General features: G+C 39.2%; 18 protein-coding genes. 8 read left to right on the top strand and 10 right to left on the bottom strand.

Annotated features, from left to right (window positions below; translation table 11 throughout):
• Window positions 1-64: 64 nt before the first annotated feature.
• From accB to V6R21_RS15775, 6 genes are all read right to left on the bottom strand, one after another.
• Window positions 65-577: an acetyl-CoA carboxylase biotin carboxyl carrier protein gene (gene accB, locus V6R21_RS15800; protein ID WP_334244598.1), complete on the bottom strand. Its 513-nt coding sequence runs from the start codon at window positions 575-577 to the stop codon at window positions 65-67.
• A gap of 117 nt (window positions 578-694) precedes the next feature.
• Window positions 695-1,261, bottom strand: a complete 567-nt coding sequence (efp, locus tag V6R21_RS15795) for an elongation factor P (RefSeq protein WP_334244597.1) — start codon at window positions 1,259-1,261, stop codon at window positions 695-697.
• A gap of 187 nt (window positions 1,262-1,448) precedes the next feature.
• Window positions 1,449-2,447: a beta-ketoacyl-ACP synthase III gene (locus V6R21_RS15790; RefSeq protein WP_334244596.1), complete on the bottom strand. Its 999-nt coding sequence runs from the start codon at window positions 2,445-2,447 to the stop codon at window positions 1,449-1,451.
• Between the two features lie 320 nt (window positions 2,448-2,767).
• Complete coding sequence (rpmF, locus tag V6R21_RS15785; protein ID WP_334244595.1) at window positions 2,768-2,971, bottom strand: 50S ribosomal protein L32; 204 nt, start codon at window positions 2,969-2,971, stop codon at window positions 2,768-2,770.
• 21 nt (window positions 2,972-2,992) lie between these two features.
• Window positions 2,993-3,580 (bottom strand): YceD family protein, encoded by a 588-nt coding sequence (locus V6R21_RS15780; protein WP_334244594.1) that lies wholly within the window; start codon window positions 3,578-3,580, stop codon window positions 2,993-2,995.
• A gap of 179 nt (window positions 3,581-3,759) precedes the next feature.
• Window positions 3,760-4,212 (bottom strand): hypothetical protein, encoded by a 453-nt coding sequence (locus tag V6R21_RS15775; RefSeq protein WP_334244593.1) that lies wholly within the window; start codon window positions 4,210-4,212, stop codon window positions 3,760-3,762.
• 305 nt (window positions 4,213-4,517) lie between these two features.
• Between V6R21_RS15775 and V6R21_RS15770 the strand changes: the two genes are divergently transcribed.
• From V6R21_RS15770 to V6R21_RS15760, 3 genes are all read left to right on the top strand, one after another.
• Complete coding sequence (locus V6R21_RS15770) at window positions 4,518-5,225, top strand: 16S rRNA (uracil(1498)-N(3))-methyltransferase (protein ID WP_334244592.1); 708 nt, start codon at window positions 4,518-4,520, stop codon at window positions 5,223-5,225.
• 110 nt (window positions 5,226-5,335) lie between these two features.
• The gene (locus V6R21_RS15765; protein ID WP_334244931.1) at window positions 5,336-5,980 is read left to right on the top strand and encodes a DUF4159 domain-containing protein; all 645 of its coding nucleotides are present in this window, start codon (window positions 5,336-5,338) and stop codon (window positions 5,978-5,980) included.
• Between the two features lie 87 nt (window positions 5,981-6,067).
• Window positions 6,068-6,388 carry a DUF962 domain-containing protein gene (locus V6R21_RS15760; RefSeq protein ID WP_334244591.1) on the top strand — a complete coding sequence of 107 codons (321 nt, stop codon included), beginning with the start codon at window positions 6,068-6,070 and terminating at the stop codon, window positions 6,386-6,388.
• A gap of 70 nt (window positions 6,389-6,458) precedes the next feature.
• Here V6R21_RS15760 and V6R21_RS15755 read toward each other — a convergent pair whose 3' ends face one another.
• Window positions 6,459-7,517: an o-succinylbenzoate synthase gene (locus tag V6R21_RS15755; RefSeq protein ID WP_334244590.1), complete on the bottom strand. Its 1,059-nt coding sequence runs from the start codon at window positions 7,515-7,517 to the stop codon at window positions 6,459-6,461.
• Between the two features lie 93 nt (window positions 7,518-7,610).
• Here V6R21_RS15755 and V6R21_RS15750 point away from each other — a divergent pair, with 93 nt between their 5' ends.
• Entirely contained in the window at window positions 7,611-7,961 is a 351-nt protein-coding gene (locus tag V6R21_RS15750; protein WP_334244589.1) for a hypothetical protein, read from the top strand.
• Between the two features lie 53 nt (window positions 7,962-8,014).
• Here V6R21_RS15750 and V6R21_RS15745 read toward each other — a convergent pair whose 3' ends face one another.
• Complete coding sequence (locus tag V6R21_RS15745; RefSeq protein WP_334244588.1) at window positions 8,015-9,598, bottom strand: glycerol-3-phosphate dehydrogenase/oxidase; 1,584 nt, start codon at window positions 9,596-9,598, stop codon at window positions 8,015-8,017.
• A 43-nt stretch (window positions 9,599-9,641) separates the two neighbouring features.
• Window positions 9,642-11,138, bottom strand: coding sequence for a glycerol kinase GlpK (gene glpK, locus V6R21_RS15740; protein WP_334244587.1), 1,497 nt, complete (start codon window positions 11,136-11,138; stop codon window positions 9,642-9,644).
• A 215-nt stretch (window positions 11,139-11,353) separates the two neighbouring features.
• On the opposite strand from glpK, the gene V6R21_RS15735 reads away from it, so the two are divergent.
• Window positions 11,354-13,219 (top strand): GAF domain-containing protein, encoded by a 1,866-nt coding sequence (locus V6R21_RS15735; RefSeq protein WP_334244586.1) that lies wholly within the window; start codon window positions 11,354-11,356, stop codon window positions 13,217-13,219.
• Between the two features lie 589 nt (window positions 13,220-13,808).
• Window positions 13,809-14,744, top strand: coding sequence for a helix-turn-helix domain-containing protein (locus V6R21_RS15730; RefSeq protein WP_334244930.1), 936 nt, complete (start codon window positions 13,809-13,811; stop codon window positions 14,742-14,744).
• Between the two features lie 100 nt (window positions 14,745-14,844).
• Here V6R21_RS15730 and V6R21_RS15725 read toward each other — a convergent pair whose 3' ends face one another.
• Window positions 14,845-15,594 carry a phosphoglycerol geranylgeranyltransferase gene (locus tag V6R21_RS15725; RefSeq protein WP_334244585.1) on the bottom strand — a complete coding sequence of 250 codons (750 nt, stop codon included), beginning with the start codon at window positions 15,592-15,594 and terminating at the stop codon, window positions 14,845-14,847.
• A gap of 425 nt (window positions 15,595-16,019) precedes the next feature.
• Here V6R21_RS15725 and pyk point away from each other — a divergent pair, with 425 nt between their 5' ends.
• Both pyk and V6R21_RS15715 read left to right on the top strand, forming a co-directional pair.
• Window positions 16,020-17,462, top strand: a complete 1,443-nt coding sequence (gene pyk, locus V6R21_RS15720) for a pyruvate kinase (protein WP_334244584.1) — start codon at window positions 16,020-16,022, stop codon at window positions 17,460-17,462.
• A 308-nt stretch (window positions 17,463-17,770) separates the two neighbouring features.
• The gene (locus tag V6R21_RS15715) at window positions 17,771-18,853 is read left to right on the top strand and encodes an LptF/LptG family permease (RefSeq protein WP_334244583.1); all 1,083 of its coding nucleotides are present in this window, start codon (window positions 17,771-17,773) and stop codon (window positions 18,851-18,853) included.
• Window positions 18,854-18,917: the final 64 nt, after the last annotated feature.

The following is an 18,917-nucleotide window of genomic DNA, read 5'->3' as shown; positions in this document are numbered from 1 at the left end:
GTGTGGAACCTTGAATTTTGTTTTCAAAACAGCAGCAAAAATGCTACTGAACCTAAATTTTGTCTTAAGATGGATCTACCAAGAATAGTGGCTGATCGTACTCTACAGGTGAAGCATTGTCGATCAATACTTTCACGATTTTACCTGATACTTCAGACTCAATTTCGTTGAAAAGTTTCATTGCCTCAACGATACAAACAACTTGACCTTTCGATACTTGATCACCAACTGACACAAATGCTTCTGCATCTGGGTTAGGAGTAAGGTAGAATGTACCAATCATTGGTGATTTGATAGTAACGAATTTACTTTCGTCTTGTGCTGGTGCAGCAGCCGGAGCTTCTGCAGGTGCCGCAGGTGCAGCTGGAGCTTCAACAGGTGTAGACGGCATTGCTGCTACTGGAGCGGCAGGAGCCAAAGGAGCAGCTGGAGCCTCAGTTCTGAAAGGGCTTGCAGATACTGCTGAATCTACATTTCTTTTAATGTGAAGTTTAATTTCTGCTGTTTCAACGTTAACTTCTTGTAAACCTGAATTAGCAATAAAGTTAATTAAGTCTTTGATTTCTGGTGCTTTCATATTAGTAATTGTGATGTTATGCTTATTTAGTCTATACAGATTAGGAGTCTGTTCAGTTAAAAATTACCATTCAGTTAAAAAGCCGGAAAATCCTGATTTTCCGGCCTTTATAAGTGATTATTTCTTCACTCTTTCAACGTATGATCGAGTGGTTGTGTCAATTTTGAGTACATCCCCCTCATTAACAAACAGTGGCACTTGAATCTCAGCCCCTGTTTCCAGTGTTGCAGGTTTCGTCGCGTTGGTTGCTGTATCACCTTTCAAACCTGGTTCAGAGTATGTTACTTCCAGCTGAACGAATTGAGGTAGCTCAACACCTAGGATCTGATCTTTCTCAACATAGTACTTAAGAAATACTTCCTGACCGTCCTTAATCAAGTCTGGATTCTCAACTTGCTCTTCAGGTACTGCAATCTGTTCAAAGGTTTCATTGTCCATCAAGTTGAAACCGAAGTCATCCTTGAACAGGAATTGATAATTTCTTTTCTCAATTCTACAGGTAGTCACTTTCACACCTGAGTTGAACGTATTATCAATAACTTTACCAGTTCTGATACTTTTCAGCTTTGTTCTTACAAAAGCTGCGCCTTTGCCTGGTTTTACGTGTTGGAATTCAACAATCTGATAAATATCGTGGTTGAATTCTATACAAAGGCCATTTCTAAAATCTGATGTACTAGCCATAAAAATGCTTAATTGATTTATGCTATATCTTTTGCATTTACTATTACATGTCCGCAAAAGAAGTGGCTAATTTAGAAAAAGAAAACAAAAAGGTGAAAATCTGTTGGCATAAAGTACTACCCATTTAAGTAACAGTACTTCTTTGAGTCAGAGTTTCAGTCAGTTTTATTTTCCCTTTCTATCCAAATTATTTATTCCCTTCGTATGACCACTTCACATAAACTGAACCCCATGTGAATCCGCCACCGAATGCAGCTAGGACTAAGTTGTCCCCTTTTTTGAGTTGTTTCTCATAATCCCACAGGCAAAGTGGAATCGTTGCTGCTGTTGTGTTACCGTATCTGTCGATGTTCAGCATTACTTTGTCCGAACCAACATTCATGCGGTTGGCTGTAGCATCGATGATACGCTTGTTAGCCTGATGTGGCACCAACCATGAAACATCATCACCTGTCAGGTTGTTTTTCTCCATGATTTCGGCAGCAACATCAGCCATATTTACAACGGCGTGCTTAAATACGTGTCTTCCATCTTGCTTTGCAAAATGCTCTCTGTTTTCTACAGTTTCGTGAGAAGCAGGCTTCAAGCTACCTCCGGCTGGCATTTTAAGGTATTGACCGCCGTTACCATCGTGCTTCAAAATGAAATCAAGAACTCCTGTTTCATCTTCAGAAGGCTCTAGCAATACAGCACCTGCACCATCACCGAAAAGTACACATGTAGTACGGTCTTGATAGTCAATAATGCTGGACATTTTGTCTGCACCTACAACAATCACTTTTTTATGAGCACCGCTTTCGATAAACTGAGTACCGGTTGCAAGTGCATATAGGAAACCAGAGCAAGCCGCACTGATGTCATAACCAAAAGAGTTTGTAGCACCTACTTCAGCGGCAATAAGGTTGGCAGTTGATGGGAAATGCATATCTGCTGTAACAGTAGCACAGATAATCAAGTCAATTTCCTCAGGGCGAGTATTTGTCTTTTCAAGCAGTTCTTGCACAGCCCTCACCCCCATATAGGATGTTCCTTTTTCGCCTTTCAGGATTCTTCTCTCCCTGATCCCTGTTCTTTCCAGTATCCACTCGTTGTTGGTTTCTACCATCGTTGACAGTTCCTCATTCGTAAGTACATAGTCAGGAAGGTATGCACCAACCCCTGTAATGGCTGCTTTCATCTTTGTCATGCAAGGCATTATTTATAAGACAGAAGAAAAAAAATCGACTGTCAGGTTGTTAATTGTTTTTCTCTAAGAATTATTGATACAATCCTTAGAATAGCCCCAAATATAAGAGAGTCCACGGCTATTTTCCTAACAAAGAACCATTGAAAAAGGGTTTAAAGTGAAGTTTGGTTTCAGGAATTTAAATTTTGCGCAACCAAACAGAATCTATGTTAGATAAATTGGGCGTTTACAGAATATTGATTGGGTAGGATTTCAAGCATAAAAAAAGGAGTTTCCATTAAAGGAAACTCCTTTTATATAAAGTCATGAAGATCAAGAGCCTATTCAGCTACTTCTTCTTCAGTGCTGTTGTCGATTACCACTTGGCCTCTGTAGTACATTTTACCTTCAGACCAGTAAGCTCTATGTCTCAAGTGAACCTCACCTGTTGTAGGACAAGCGCTCAATGTAGGAGTGCTAAGCTTTTTGTGCGTTCTTCTCTTGTCTCTACGAGTTCTCGAGATCTTTCGTTTAGGATGCGCCATTTTTAGAATTCTTTTATGTTGCTACTTAAGTTTTTTCAATTGTTCCCAACGAGGGTCGATTGGTTTGTCATCATCATCGTCATCCTCCTCACCTTCATCATCGATTTCCTCGTCCTTATCATCAGCAGTCGTAAAGAAAAGAAGTCCAAGATCAGCTTCTTCGTCATCAAAGTCTTCTTCATCTTCTTCTGTCCTCAGATCAGGATGGATTTTTTTGATCGGAATCTCCAATGAAATAATATCATAGAGCGCCTGAGACAAATCCAAACTCAATTCATTTTCAGGTATCATGATCAAGTTGTCATCCAACTCTTCAAAGTGATCTCCAAATTTAAAATAAATTCTCTCCTCCACCTCTATCGGGTGATTGAATGAATCGAGACTGCGATCACAAATCAGGGTTGTTTCTCCCTTAATCTTCAGGTCTACCTGAATCGTGGTGGCACCTTTTGAAAGGAGGACCTCCACATCGGCATCAATAGCCTCTGCCAAGTTAGATGAGAACATCTCAAACAGAGAATTATCTACATGGAATGAAAACTCATACTTCTTACCTTCTGAAAGGTTGTAGATATCGATGCTGTACGCGTTATTGGCTTTCTTTTTCACCACTGTCACGTTTTAGGCTTGCAAATTTACTAATAAATATATGATTCAAAAACTTCTCCCTGTAAAATATTACAAAATTTACATTCCCCTAATAGAACAGGGAAACAGGGTACTGAGAGAAGTATAATAAGGCAATCACGTGACCGCTTCTAAAACGGGTTTAGCGTTTGATTCCCTTATTAATCCAAATAGCTGGTTCTAATGATGGCATAATCTGCCGTGCATTTCTTAACGGCGTCAATGCATGCCTCTATCCTATTGGCTGTCTTGATTATCTGACTGCCCAATTGGGCTTGACACATAATGCCAAAAACCTTCTCTAGAATAAAATAGTGTAACACTTTTTCTTCAGACTGCCAATCTCCCTCAGGAAAGTTACCATTAATATAACTTTGGGCACCTTGCTTAAGGTTCAGCAGCAAGCAATAGTGCTTATGTAATAATACAAAAGTGTTTTCTTTTGCATTTAGGGTAGCAACTGCATCTTCCAATGTGGAAGGCTGTTGAATGTCAAAAAACAGATTCAACTCATAATACAGCTTCTCCAATGGGAAATACCGCACCCCCTTCAGCAGGCGATGTACACACCTTGAAGCATTCTCATATTTACTGATTTCATTTTTGTACATCATTCAGAATATAGTCAGTAGTAAGAGGTCTTAGTCATTTACTGATCTTTGTGGTCTAATCCAGACAAAGCGATTCACTTGAATTGAACATCAACCACTTATCATTCCCCTCGGTTTTTTCTAAAATCAGGTCATCATTAAACATGTACCTAAGTATCGCTAATATATTACTTTTTCAATACAAGACTATCCTTTTCTTAAGTTTGCAGGCAAAAGAAATATCAATATTTCCTAAATCAGGAAAATGCAGTTTGCCTATTTAAAGGAAAAGTCACTATTTGAAAATTGAATTTTTTAAAAGTAGAAAAATGAGGATTTTTTATCATCCGGATCTGAATGAAAATTTAACATCTGTAGAGTTGAATGCAGATGATTCTAGGCACGTAGCGAAGGTGTTAAGGTTGAAGGCGGGAGACAGTGTACTACTGACTGACGGTAAAGGAGGCCAATATGAAGCCGAAATTACCAAACCTGACCCTAAGAAAAGTCAACTTAAAATTGTACATTATGAATACGAGTCCAAACTTGGAGGCTACGGAATTCATATTGCGGTAGCCCCTACCAAAAACATGGACAGGATTGAGTATTTTGTTGAGAAGGCTGTTGAGTTGGGTATTGACCGAATCACATTTATCAAAACAAATAACTCTGAGCGGACTGTAGTCAAGACAGAAAGAGTCAAGAAAATAGCTGTATCTGCCATGAAACAGTCTCAGAAAAGCTACCTGCCTGAAATAGATGAAATGGTTTCTCTGAAATCATTTTTGAGCAGTTGCGACGATGACGAAAAATATATCTGCTATGTCCCTGAAGACCCTGACAAACACCTCTTCAAGGAAGCAGCACCAAGTAAAAAGTATTGTGTCTTGATTGGTCCTGAAGGAGGCTTTACTCCAGAAGAAGTAGCAATGGCTACAGAAAGTGGATTTGAAGCTGTAAGCCTAGGGAAAAGTCGTTTGAGAACAGAAACCGCTGCATTAGCTGCCTGTCATATCCTGAACCTTAAAAATATCTGACAGAACTGTTTTTAGCCATACACATTGCTTATTTCGTATACTGATCAAAACCCTTGAATATAAATATCAACCAATCCGCATACATGACAAGAGTAATTTATCTAATTCCAATGCTACTGTTTTTCTTGATGCAAACTTCATTGGTATCAGGACAAAACTATGCTTTTAAAGTTGCCAAGCTAAAGTACAATGGTGGCGGTGACTGGTATGCCAACAAAACAGCTTTACCAAACCTGATTGACTATTGTAACAGGAATTTGGGTACCAATATCAACCCTGAAGATGAGGTGGTTGAGGTTGGGAGTTCCGAAATATTTGTCTATCCATACATATATATGACTGGACATGGTAATGTGGTCTTTTCTGATCAGGAAGCTGAAAACCTAAGAAATTACCTTATTTCAGGTGGATTTTTACACATTGATGACAACTACGGGCTAGACAAGTTTGTAAGGGTCGAAATGAAGAAAGTATTCCCAGAGTTAGACTTTATCGAGTTGCCATTCGATCACCCGATCTATCATCAGAAATTTAGTTTCCCTGATGGCTTGCCTAAGATCCACGAGCACGATGGAAAACCTGCTCAAGGGTTTGGTCTTGTCTATGAAGGCAGGCTGATTTGTTTCTATTCCTATGAATGTGACTTGGGTAACGGCTGGGAAGATCAATCCATATACAATAACCCTGAAGAGGTTAGAAGAAAGGCTCTTGAAATGGGCGCTAATATTCTCGCTTTCGCATGTATGAATTATTAGATTAGCATTTAATTATTCCAATATAATTTAATATAATAAGGGGTCACAAGTGACCCCTTATTATTTTGGCTTATTCAATAAACACACATGGAAACAAAAGAAAAACGCTACCAAAGCTTGAAAGAGTTTTACCCTTTCTACCTTTCTGAACACATGAACCCAACCTGTAGAACGCTTCATTTTGTTGGAACCTCTATCCTATTTGGGGTTCTATTTTATGCCATATTCACCCAACAGTGGACATTCCTTTATACACTCCCCATAATTGGTTATGGTTTTGCTTGGGTTGGTCATTTCTTCTTTGAAAAAAACAAGCCTGCTACTTTTCAATATCCACTTTGGAGCCTTGCTTCAGACTTTATACTTTTTTGGCATTTGCTGATTGGAAAAGAGAAGTTCAGACCATAATAAAAAAGTCCCATTGAGAGTCTACATTTTACACTCTCAATAGGACCATTTCATTGGGATCAATTGATTGTTAGAAAACCTTCCCCCAGTCTTTATTATTGTCATAATAGATTTCACCATTCTCAATAGTCAATGGCGAATCAATATTATTATGGTACAACTGTCCAGTTCCTAAACCTTGAGGCATCTTGATGTCATAATTGGCAGTAAACTGACAAATGGCATTCAAGCCAATATTTGACTCAAGTGCTGATGTAACCCACCATCCTATATCTTTACTTTCCGCTTTTTCAATCCAGTCTTTAGCATCAGTAAAACCTCCAATCAGAGATGGTTTAAGAATGATATGCTGTGGCTTGATCATGTCTAGCAGTTGGTTTCTATGGTCTGGCATTACACCGATTAATTCCTCATCTAAAGCAATCGGGATAGGTGTCTGAGCACAGAGGGCTGCCATTTCTTCCCATTGTTTAGCCATAATTGGCTGTTCTATCGAATGGATTTCAAATTCGGATAGCCTTAGCAACTTTTCTTGGGCATCTGAACCCGGTTTGAAAGCTCCATTGGCATCTAACCTGATTGTAATCTCATCAGAGGAAAAAGTATCTCTGATAGATTTAATCACTTCCAGTTCCTCATCAAAATTAATGGCACCAACCTTAATTTTAATGCAGTCAAACCCTTTCTCAATTTTTGTCTTGACTTGCTCCAGCATGAAGTTCTTATTACCCATCCAGACCAAACCATTTATTGGGATACGAATTTCTCCTTCTGCAAAACCATTGCTAAACAGTTTTTTGTTCTTGTTTCGCTGAAAATCTCTAACAGCCATTTCAAGACCAAACTTTATACTCGGGAAGTTACTGATATCATGCAGTTCATCAATACTTTTGATGTCTTGAAGATGCATCAGGCTTTGGCAAAAGCTCGCCAGATAAATTTCATAATTAACGTCATCATCAATACTTAATCCAGGCAACATACTACATTCGCCAACACCAAACCACTCAGGGTTTTCTGTATCGGTTAGTTTGATAAAGTAGGTTGGCTTTACATCCATTGCCCCTCTGGAAGTTTTTGCAGGAAAATTGAAGCGTAGAATATGTTTCTTATATTCGATGTTTATCATGTGGAGTATGTATGATGATATAGTTCAATAAAGAGCTAAAGGTAGATAATAGACATTAGGCAACAAAAATAAAGACTGAAACATTGTAACTATATGGATAAACTGATCTTTGAGGTGGAAATTTCTTTGGCTTCAGGTGTGACAATTATGGTCAAAAACAAGGAGCTAACTTTATATTATACAAAAGTAAGCCCTGCTGGAAAAAACACGCATGCATATAGCCCACTGAATGAGGAATGGATGTATTTTTTTAATTCATTGACCAATTTGAGATGGAAAGATACATATGAAGGAGCATCTAGTGATGCTGGTGATACAAAATGGAAAGTTCGGATTGTATTTAGGGAGCATGTACTGGTTTCTTCAGGGGTTAATGATTTTCCGGAAGATTTCAATGGTTTTTTAGAGTCACTTTTGAGCTTGATGGGCTTGAATGAGTTATAAGAATAGCAAAACACCTTTCAATAAAGTCAATTGAAAGGTGTTTTTGGTTGAAATCAAGAATGGTATTGGTCTATCATATAACCATGTGCCAATTCAGTATACTCATTTACCTGTTCTATTTCCCAATCTTTATCCTTTTTGAGTAAGGACGCCATTATTTCAGCTACGGCTGGAGCTATTTCAATACTGGCTTTGGCATCCAGTAATAAGGCCCTTGTTCTTCTTGCCAAGACATCCTCCACTGTTCTAGCCATTTCCTCCTCTACTGCCCATACCACTTGTGCTTTCAGGTAAGGTAAATTTGGGTGAAGTTTTTCACCCAAATAAGGACTCAATTCTATTTTCTTTCTGATTTTGAGCTGATCATTTCCATAAACATGTAAAGGATCTTCCCGCTCAAACCGTTTGGTGTAACCATGAATCAGGGCATTTTTTGTAATAGATTTTCGGTTATGCAGTTTCCCTACTTTGACAGCCGTATCCATCACATCCTCTCCCATTTTCCTGAATGTCGTCCATTTTCCACCAACAATTGACAATAAGTTAGAAGTAGACCTGATCAGTTTATGGCTTCTTGAAATACCTTTGGTATGCGTATTAGTATCACCGTTGTTTACAGCCAAAGGTCTCAAGCCTGCAAAAACGCTAAGCACATCTTCTGGCTTTGGCATTTCCACTAAGTATTTTCCCGCTGTTTGAAGAATAAAATCGATCTCTGCTTCCAAAGCACGTGGTTCCAATGAGAGCTTTTCTAATGGGGTATCCGTTGTGCCGACCACCACCTTTTGGTGCCACGGTACAGCAAAAAGCACCCTTCCATCATCTGTTTTGGGAATCATAATGGCAGTATCACCTTGCAGGAAATGTTTATCCAATACAATATGCACCCCTTGACTTGGTTGGATTGTTTTTTCAGAACTAGGATTATCCATTTTCAGAATGTCATCCACAAATACTCCGGTTGCATTAATTACTACTTTTGCTTTGATCTGAAATTCCTCTCCTGATTCCATATCTTTTGCAACAGCACCAACTATATTTCCGGCAGTATCTTTCATCAAACCAACCACCTTCATATAATTGACCAAAACTCCTTCATAATCCACAGCTGACTGTGCCAAACTGATAGCGAGTCTAGCGTCATCGAACTGTCCATCATAGTAAATGATCCCCCCTGTAAGACCATCCTTATTCAAATTTGGAATTGCTTCCAATGTTTCTTCTTTGGAAATCTGCTCAGAAGGCCCTAACCCCAGATTGCCTGCCATCATATCATAAACTTTCAGCCCTGCTGCGTAATAAGGTGTTTCCCACCAGTCGTATGTAGGGATAATAAAAGCCTGATTAGACACAAGGTGTGGCGCATTTTCTCGTAGCAATCCTCTTTCCACCAACGCTTCTCTTACCAAGGTGACATCTCCTTGTGCTAAGTACCGCACTCCTCCGTGAACGAGTTTTGTACTCCTACTCGAAGTACCTTTTGCGAAATCAGCCTGCTCCAGCAAAATTGTTTTATAACTTCTCATTGCTGAATCATAAGCTACTCCCAACCCAGAAGCACCGCCTCCAATCACCAGCACATCCCATTGGTTTTCTTGGGACTCCTTCAAGATGTCAAGCATTTCACTCCTTTTCATGCTTTTTCGTTTATTGGGTTATATCTACTTTCAGTTTAGACAATTAATCATCAGCCCACTCCTTACACCTTTCCAAAGCTTTTGTCCACTTACGGTAAAGGTATGACTGTTTTTCAGAAGCCAATTTAGATTCAAAAACAGTTTCGGTGCGCCAGTTTTCTTTTAACTCATCAATACTTTCCCAGTAACCAACAGCCAGTCCCGCTAATTGGGCAACTCCAAGTGCTGTTGTCTCCAACGTCTCTGGTCTAACGACAGGAAAGTCAACAATATCAGACTGAAATTGAATCAGTAGGTTATTGACCACAGCGCCTCCGTCTACTCTTAGTTCCTTTGGTTTTAGTTCAGTATCAGCTTCCATAGCCTTGATCAGGTCAAGTGACTGGAAGCAAATACTTTCAAGAGCGGCTCTTGCTATATGCCCAGCTGTTGTACCTCGAGTAAGTCCAATCATCATCCCTCTAGCGTACTGATCCCAATGAGGAGCGCCTAGACCTGTCAAGGCAGGGACAAAATAGACACCTCCATTATCATCCACTGTTCTAGCAAGCCTTTCTATTTCAGCTGAATCCTTAATCAAATGAAGTCCATCACGGATCCATTGTACAACAGCCCCTCCTACGAATACACTTCCTTCTATCGCATAATCAACACGATCTCCGATTTTCCATGCAATAGTTGAAAGTAGGTTATTTTGGGATGGTACAGGTTTACTACCTGTATTCATTACCAGAAAACATCCTGTTCCATATGTATTCTTAACCATTCCCTTTTCGGTACACAACTGTCCGAATAATGCCGCTTGCTGGTCGCCAGCAACACCGGCAATTGGTACATGCCCCAAACTTTCTGCATAACCATACACCTCACTGGAAGAGCAGACTTCGGGTAAGATCGATTCAGGAATATCGAAAACTTCTAGTAGCTCCATATCCCATTCGAGGGTGTTGATATTATAGAGTAGTGTACGGCTTGCATTAGTCACATCTGTCACGTGCTTCTTGCCGTTTGTAAATTTCCAAATAAGCCAAGAGTCCACTGTACCAAATAAGATGTGTCCAGCTTCAGCCCTTTCTCTTACTCCTTCAACATTATCCAAAATCCACTTGATCTTGGTTGCCGAGAAATAGGCATCAATCACAAGCCCTGTTTTTTCTCTGACCTTCTGTTGAATTCCTCTTTCTTTGAGTGTATCACAGTAATTGGAAGTTCTTCGATCTTGCCAGACGATGGCATTATAGACAGGCTTCCCAGTTTGTTTATCCCAAAGTATGGTTGTTTCTCGTTGGTTAGTAATCCCAATTGCAGCCAAGGCTGATTCTGAGATTCCCATTTTGGCAATTGCCTCGGCAGCTACTGAAACTTGGGTATACCATATTTCTTGAGGGTCATGCTCAATCCATCCAGGTTTTGGGTAATACTGTTTAAATTCTTTTTGGGCTGATGCCATTGAACGCCCTTTATGGTCAAATATGATCGCTCTGGAGCTGGTCGTTCCCTGATCCATTGCCAGAATATACTTTTCCTCTTTTATTCCCATATGGTCTTAATAGGTTGTTAGCTGAAAATTATCCTTGGAATAAGTTGATTTTATTACTTGAGTAAAATATTTTCCTTAATATAATGAAAATAGCAGCAAGACCATATTACAAGCTGTATTGACCTTGAGTAATTCACTTCAATAACCTAAATCGGAAAAGTCCTATTTTCCTTCAAGTATAATCAGGTCAACATTCTCCTAATAACCCACATCCTATGTCCTATTTACTTCAATCAAAACATGCAGAACTTACACAGTCAGAAATTGATCGTTATAACAGTCAGTTATATAGCCGGATCAATTCATTTTTCAACTATGTGCTTCTGACGCTTTTTTGTACTGGAGGTGTCATGTCTTTCATCTATGATACATGGGGTATAGCACTGGGTATTTCTACCTTTTCGCTTTTCTTTTATGTTCTTATGCTCAGGTTTGGAGGGTTAAGCATTGCCACACAAAGAATGTTGCTGACTTCAGTCCTTTTCACCTTTCAGGTACAATATACCTTGGAACTACCCTCTATAGCTGAAGTTCAATTAATTTTCTTTGGTATAATGTCATTGCTCATCTTGCTACAGAGTTGGGAGGTTTTGGTCTACTATTTTAGCCTTACTTATGGTTTCCATCTGATGCTACTGTTTTTTACTGACAATTTTTGGTTAGAAGCAGTTACTGAATCTGAAGAAAAGATATTTGGCGTTTCTACAGGTCTCTTTTTCATGGCTGCCATGTCCTTGCTCCATTTAGGTTTCTGTACGGCACTTTCCCAATTGCTCCGCTCTCAATCTCGAAAGAATGCGTTTTATGCACACTTTATGGAGTCTCAAACTAATTTGGAACAGAATGTCCGAATTGCTCAAAACCTTTTGGAAGGCAAATTTGAACGAGAGTTTGAGGTAGATGAACATGACATGATTGGCAATATGCTAATCAACCTAAGGGATAAGCTTAAAGAGCAACAACAGATAGAGACCAATGAAAGGTGGGTCGCAGAAGGAAATAGCACCATCAGTGAGTTACTTATCTCAATCAACAGAATAGAAGAGCTAAGTGAAAAGGTAACAAGTGAGATTGGGAAGTATATCAGTGCCATCAATGTAGCGCTTTACGTTGAGGATGATTCTGGAGACATGCTAGAGCTGAAAGCCTGCTTTTCTCCAAATGAGAGGCAGTTGGAGGAAAAAAGAATTATGGTTGGTGAAGGAGTCGCAGGAGAAGTGGCCCGTAATGGTAAAGCTTTTTTGATAACAAAGGTTCCGGAATCTTACAAGGCTACATTATCTGGTTTGGGGCAAGCACTGCCAACTAACGTCTTATTGGTGCCTCTGAAAATACAGGAACTGACTTTTGGTGTGCTTGAAGTTGCTACCTTCCATTCTATCACACCTTATGAAAGACAATTCATTACTTCAGTAGCAGAAAACCTAAGTATGGCGCTATTATCCTTAAAGTCTACTGAACAGACAGAAGCCTTGCTTGCAGAAACCCAACGGTACAATGATATCATGAAAGAAAAGGAAGAGGAACTCAAGAATAACCTGCAAAAGTTATCCATTACTCAAAAAGAGATGGAGAATAGGCAACAGCTTCTTGAAGAGCGGGAACAGGAAAGTAAGCTATTTTTCAATAGTGCGATGGATGCCATGATCGCTTTTAATGAACGTGGACTTGTTGAGAATATCAATCCTGCAGCAGAAGAAATCTTCATTACCTCCAAAGACAGAATGTATAAGATGGATGTCCAAAGCATGTTGGGTAAAAACTATGAAAGGGCTTTACACAAACGTATTCGCAAAAAACTGAAAAGAATGACGGGGGTTGTATTTGATGCACAACTCTTTATTAATGCCCACGACTTTCAGGGAGAAAAGCGCTACATAGCCTATGTGCAAGACATATCTGAACAGGTAAAGAAAGAACTTGAGCTACGAAACATGCTTGATAGGGCACAACTTAAGAACGAGGAACTCAGGGTAAAAGAGATGGAAATGAGAAAGGGAAAGGAGGAGCTGCTAAAGTTCCAGAACAGAGTATTGGAGTTGGAAGAACAAATCAGAAAGATGGAAAGCTCCAAAAAGTAATGTTTGAATGATTATGTCTACACTTACCGACTTTAATTATGTGAAATGGGCTTTTTGGCTCATTTTTTTCATGTAAAGTTTTAAAAAAATCCTACATGTGGCTATGTAAGTTTTTAGCTGTCAATCACGGACTTATCGGGTGTGTACTCAGTGTTTGATGCACTTGAGGCGTACTTTTGACAGTTTTTTTATTATCAATTGACACTTTGGTCACTGTAAGGTCGCAGGCAGTATTGTACTATATTAATATTTATTACATCTCTCTTTTAGCAATTTTCTTGGATTTATCTTGAAAAGGTAATATTTTAATTTCTATCAATATAATAGAATCTTTTGGTAAGATTTTTAGTTATGTCAGTGTGATTGAGTTATTTTTGTTTGAAAATATTCTTCTTGCACAATTGTTTACCTTGTTATTGATAGTATTTTTTTAGATATAAGGATTGAACTTTTTTTATTAAATCAAAAAAATACTATTTTAGACTTAAATAGGAATTGTGCATTACAATGATGACATGAAAACTAGTTATTGAGACTAAAGCAATGACTGCTACATCCTTTACTTTGTTAACTTAAACCAAGTACCATGATTGATGATTATAACAAAATCATCGAGTCGCTAAACATCAAGTTTATTCGCTCGAATACTCTGAACGTAATTCAGCCAGTAAAGGTGAGCAACTTCTATGACGTTCAGAATACCCTGATCCTTGTTAATTCAGGTGTTATTAAGCTGGATGAAGATGAAGAAGCTCGTCCGGGAGACTTGATTTTCTTACCAGGTGGCAAGTCAGCGGAAATCACTTTTGGAGGTCAAGAGACTGACGAAATTCCGAATGACGTGTTCATGACTAAGAGAGATCAGTTTTTGAGGCAACATGGAAGCAAATCAGGTGGTGTGGATACTTATGACGAAGTGATTCACACAAACTTTACAACGCTTACGTTTGACGTAAAGGCATTTGACTCTGTCAACTTCTTTACTTCTCTGGATCTGCCGCCATTTGTGGTAAAGCAGAATAAAATGTTAAAGGAACTGACTTCTCAGGTTTACAGAGAGCATACCTCTGACATGCCAGGTAAGTCAAGGATCACGAATATTGTTACCGAACACCTGATCATAGAGTTGTTCCGTTACATTCTGTTGAACAACATGTTTGTTGAGCAGCTTGCAACCAACAGCAATTACTTTAAGGATTCTCGCCTGATTGATATATTCAATTATATCAAGGAGCATTTGGCTGGAGATCTTTCAAATAAAGTGCTGGCAGGTGTTGCCAATGTTTCGGAGGATTATGTAGGACAGTATTTTAAAATGCTGACTGGTATTAACCCTCAAGACTACATTGAATATCAGAGAATGGAAAAAGCTGTAGAGCTGCTTCGAACATCAAAGAAAAGTATCCGTGCCATAGGTCAGGAAGTCGGCTACAAGGACACTGCATACTTCTGTCGCCGATTCAAGATGATGTTTGGAATTCCAGCTGGAAAAATGAGAAGAAGAGATTCTTTGATAGACATCTAGAAACTACCTGATTGCCTAATGGTGATTGTGACCCAAGAACTTTTTCTTTAACCGGCTTTGGAAGGATTTAAACTTTCAAAGCCGGTTTTTCTATGTCTAATCACTGCACAGCGTTAACCGTAGCAGTCAGATCAAGCAGTGCGTACAGAAACTCTTGGTTCTCTTCTATGGCAGTTCCTACGACAATCATATCCGCACCTGCATTGAATGCATCACTTGCTTGTGCTGCACTTCTGATGCCTCCTCCTACAATTAGTGGAATAGCGATAGATTCCCTTACAGCCTTTACCATCTCAATATTGACGGGTTCTTGGGCTCCACTCCCCGCTTCAAGGTAGATCATCTTTAAGCCGAGCATCTCACCAGCCATAGCCGTACAAGCGGCAATATCAGTCTTATTGGCAGGGACAGGTGTTGTATTACTCATATAAGACACACTGGTGGGAACACCTCCATCTACTAGTACATATCCTGTTGAAATCACTTCCATGCCTGACTTTTTAAGGATTGGAGCAGCTGTTACATGTTGCCCTATCAAAAAATCAGCATTTCTTCCAGAAATAAGGGAAAGCAATAAAATCCCGTCCGCTTCTTCACAAATATGTGTTACACCTCCAGGAAAAAGTATTACGGGTAAACTCGAAGCACTCTTCAAGGCTTGGATTGTTGCTGACAAACTCCCATTTGAAATCAGGCTACCTCCTACCAAAAAAATTACGGGCATCTCATCACTAATACTGTTTGCTATCTTAATACACTGTTCTGGACTTGTCTTGTCAGGGTCAATCAAGACAGCAATTGTTTTCAGCTTCTGAGCTTTTCGCTCAGCAATACAAGTATGTAAATTCATCTATCTATTTTTATATGGAGTCTAACTCCTTTTAGGCTGATTTATAAGCTAAAAAATAGGTAAAAATCACCTTTAACAATTAATTAATTTTCATTAAGAATCTTTTTCAAGTTTCTCTACCTAGTTATTGGACTATCAAGCGAAGATTAAAGTCATTGTTTTTGCCATCAGAAAGAACTATCTATCAAAAGATTAGACTGTAAATTGCTCTAATACTGCAATATAAAGTGTTAGAAGTACAGCTTTTACAATACGATAATGGACTTTTGATTATTTGTACAAAACTGTAAATTTGCAACGCTTTTGTGAAAATCAAAAATCCAAAATTGTACAGGGCAGCAAGCCAAATAAGCATTTTTAGCCATTCCTGTCACGATTTTATCATATTGAAATAAAATTTCATTCCTATAAAAACGAAAAAGCAAATGAGTACCGCTTTTAACAAAACTAAGATTGTTGCCACAATCGGTCCTGCAACTAGAAGTAAAGAAAAAATTCTTGAACTGATCCATGCAGGTGTAAATGTTTTCAGACTGAACTTCTCTCACGATATTCATGAGGAACATGCAAAGGTGATCAACTGGGTTAACGAATTCAACTCTAAGTTTGGTCACAGTATCGCAGTATTGCAGGATTTGCAAGGTCCGAAAATCAGAATTGGTGACATCGAAGGTGGTGCTGTTGATATCAAGGAAGGTGAAGAACTGGTAATTACGAACAACCCTATCGTTGGTAATGCACAGAGAGTAAGCACAACTTATTCCAATATTGTAAAAGACGTAAAAGCTGGTGACAACATCATGATTGATGACGGTAACCTGCAAGTACGTGTTAAAGAGGTAAAAGGCAACGAGATCGTTACTGAAGTGACTTACGGTGGTAAACTGAAGTCTAAAAAAGGTATGAACTTGCCTGATACTGACATCTCAGAGTCTTCACTGACAGCAAAAGACAGAAGAGACCTTGACTTCGGTCTGGAAGTAGATGTTAACTGGGTAGCACTTTCATTTGTGCGTACTGCTCAGGACATCGAATATGTAAAAGACCTGATCAAGGAAAGAGGTTCTAACGCTAAAGTGATTGCAAAAATCGAAAGACCTGAAGCAATCAAAAACTTTGATGCGATTCTTAGAGCTGCTGACGGTATCATGGTTGCGCGTGGTGACTTGGGTGTTGAGATCAAAATGGAGGACGTTCCAATGATCCAGAAAGAAATCATCCGTAAGTGTAACCAAGCTGCTAAACCAGTTATCGTTGCCACTCAGATGATGGAAAGCATGATCGGTAACCCTCGCCCTACTCGTGCGGAGGCTAACGACGTTGCTAACGCTGTTCTTGATGGTGCAGATGCTGTAATGCTATCAGCTGAATCTGCTGCAGGTAAATTCCCTGTAGAAACAGTTCAGGCGATGGTGAAAATCATTACTGCTGTAGAAAGAAGCACTGACTCAATCTACCACAGAAACTACGAGTTCAATCCAGAACATGATACTTACACAGGTAACCTGATTGTTGAGTCTGCATCTGATATCTCTGAGAAAATGCACGCAAAAGCATTTGTAGGCATGACTGACTCTGGTTTTACAGGATTCAGAATCTCAAGACACAGACCGAAAGCCAACATCTATATCTTCTCAACAGACCAGCACTTGGCTTGTACGTTGAATCTGGCTTGGGGTGTGAAAGCATTCTTCTACCAGCCAAAAGAAGGTCAAGGTACCATGGATACTTTCTACGAACTGGCGGAAGTATTGAAAGAGAAAGGCCTGCTGGAAAAAGGTGATGTTTATATCAACATCGCTGGTGCTCCAATCGGTAGAAAAGAAAAAGTGAAGACAAATATGATGAAAGTAAGTGTGGTTAGATAAACCTTCTTATTTTAATAATATTTAACAACACTACAATAAAAGCCTTCCGCTTAATTGAGCGGAAGGCTTTATTGTGCTTGAAGTTTCTGAAGGGCAACGGGTTACCCCACTTCAATGCTAAATACCTCAACTTGGTATATCATACTTTGGCTTAAACTAAGTTAAATAACTGAAGAGTATTGTATACCACAGTATATTGACGATTGGAATATTCTATTTTCCTCTCTTTTTTTGTAGGCTGAATGAGCGACTTCCAAAAAAGTTCCTTATTTCGTCTTTATATCATTACAACACCAACAGATTGTTGCATGAAGATTTTAGATAAGTATATCCTGAAGAAATTTTTTAAGACGTTCTTTTTCGTAGTGCTTACGCTGAACGTCATTGTTTGCGTGATTGACTATACCGAAAAGTCTGATGATTTTATCAAGAACAACCTATCATTCAATGAAATCTTCTTTGACTATTATGTCAATCTGTTTGTTCACTGGGTAAGTACCTTGAGTCCTATTTCGGTATTTATCGCAGTAGTATTCTTGACAGCCCGATTGGCATCGCACTCTGAGGTTATTGCCATTCTGACCAATGGAATTAGTTTCCGTAGGTTCCTCTCTCCTTTTCTAATGGGAGCAACACTACTTGGTGGACTGACTTTCCTGCTTATTGGTTGGGTGATTCCGAAAGCTTCCAGAGACAAAGTGGAGTTTGAGGTGGCCTACCTAAAGCCTCCATTCTATTTTAATGAGCGTGATATACATATGCGTGTAGATGATTCGACTTACATGTATATGGAAAGCTATAATAACCGAATAGATAGAGGTTATCGCAGTACCATTGAAACGATCAGGGACAACCGCCTTTACAAGAAGATCAGTGGTCCACGTATCGAATGGGACTCAGCCAAACAACTGTGGAGAATGGATAAATATGATCTCTACACATTTGGAAGCAATGGAGAAGAAACGATGGTCAGCGGCAAAAACATGGAAGTTGACCTCCATGTCAATCCTAAATATTTTGACAATAAATACAAGCTTGAAGAAACACTTACCATTCCTGAGCTGAATGATTATATCAAGCAAGAAAAGCTGAGAGGTAATGTAGCGGGTATTGGTGTTTACATGAACGCAAAACATGAACGTTATGCCTACCCATTTGCGATCATTATCCTGACAGCACTAGGTGTGATTGTATCTGCCAGAAAGACAAGGCAAGGAAGTGGCTTCCTTATCGCAATGGGCTTTGTACTGGCATTCGTATATATATTGTTGGTTATCATGGGACGGAGTATCGCACAGGCAGGGTCTCTTGATCCAATGCTGACCGCATGGTTACCAAATATGCTTTTCTTCGGTATCACCTCAATACTCTACTATACCTTACCGAAGTAACAGGTACAAAAAGATCAATTGGAAAGCCCTTGCACACAAGATGTGCAGGGGCTTTTTGTTTAGC

The organism is Limibacter armeniacum (assembly GCF_036880985.1).
Lineage (GTDB): Bacteria > Bacteroidota > Bacteroidia > Cytophagales > Flammeovirgaceae > Limibacter > Limibacter armeniacum.
Note: the sequence above shows the minus strand (reverse complement) of the source record. Positions and strands in the feature narration are given on the sequence as shown.

Coding starts and splice junctions, on each gene's coding strand:
- pyk (WP_334244584.1), top strand. CDS start 16,020: ATGAGTACCGCTTTTAACAAAACTAAGATTGTTGCCACAATCGGTCCT.
- V6R21_RS15760 (WP_334244591.1), top strand. CDS start 6,068: ATGGAAACAAAAGAAAAACGCTACCAAAGCTTGAAAGAGTTTTACCCT.
- V6R21_RS15735 (WP_334244586.1), top strand. CDS start 11,354: ATGTCCTATTTACTTCAATCAAAACATGCAGAACTTACACAGTCAGAA.
- V6R21_RS15745 (WP_334244588.1), bottom strand. CDS start 9,598: ATGAAAAGGAGTGAAATGCTTGACATCTTGAAGGAGTCCCAAGAAAAC.
- V6R21_RS15770 (WP_334244592.1), top strand. CDS start 4,518: ATGAGGATTTTTTATCATCCGGATCTGAATGAAAATTTAACATCTGTA.
- efp (WP_334244597.1), bottom strand. CDS start 1,261: ATGGCTAGTACATCAGATTTTAGAAATGGCCTTTGTATAGAATTCAAC.
- V6R21_RS15765 (WP_334244931.1), top strand. CDS start 5,336: ATGCTACTGTTTTTCTTGATGCAAACTTCATTGGTATCAGGACAAAAC.
- V6R21_RS15715 (WP_334244583.1), top strand. CDS start 17,771: ATGAAGATTTTAGATAAGTATATCCTGAAGAAATTTTTTAAGACGTTC.
- V6R21_RS15775 (WP_334244593.1), bottom strand. CDS start 4,212: ATGATGTACAAAAATGAAATCAGTAAATATGAGAATGCTTCAAGGTGT.
- V6R21_RS15725 (WP_334244585.1), bottom strand. CDS start 15,594: ATGAATTTACATACTTGTATTGCTGAGCGAAAAGCTCAGAAGCTGAAA.
- accB (WP_334244598.1), bottom strand. CDS start 577: ATGAAAGCACCAGAAATCAAAGACTTAATTAACTTTATTGCTAATTCA.
- rpmF (WP_334244595.1), bottom strand. CDS start 2,971: ATGGCGCATCCTAAACGAAAGATCTCGAGAACTCGTAGAGACAAGAGA.
- V6R21_RS15750 (WP_334244589.1), top strand. CDS start 7,611: ATGGATAAACTGATCTTTGAGGTGGAAATTTCTTTGGCTTCAGGTGTG.
- glpK (WP_334244587.1), bottom strand. CDS start 11,138: ATGGGAATAAAAGAGGAAAAGTATATTCTGGCAATGGATCAGGGAACG.
- V6R21_RS15790 (WP_334244596.1), bottom strand. CDS start 2,447: ATGACAAAGATGAAAGCAGCCATTACAGGGGTTGGTGCATACCTTCCT.
- V6R21_RS15755 (WP_334244590.1), bottom strand. CDS start 7,517: ATGATAAACATCGAATATAAGAAACATATTCTACGCTTCAATTTTCCT.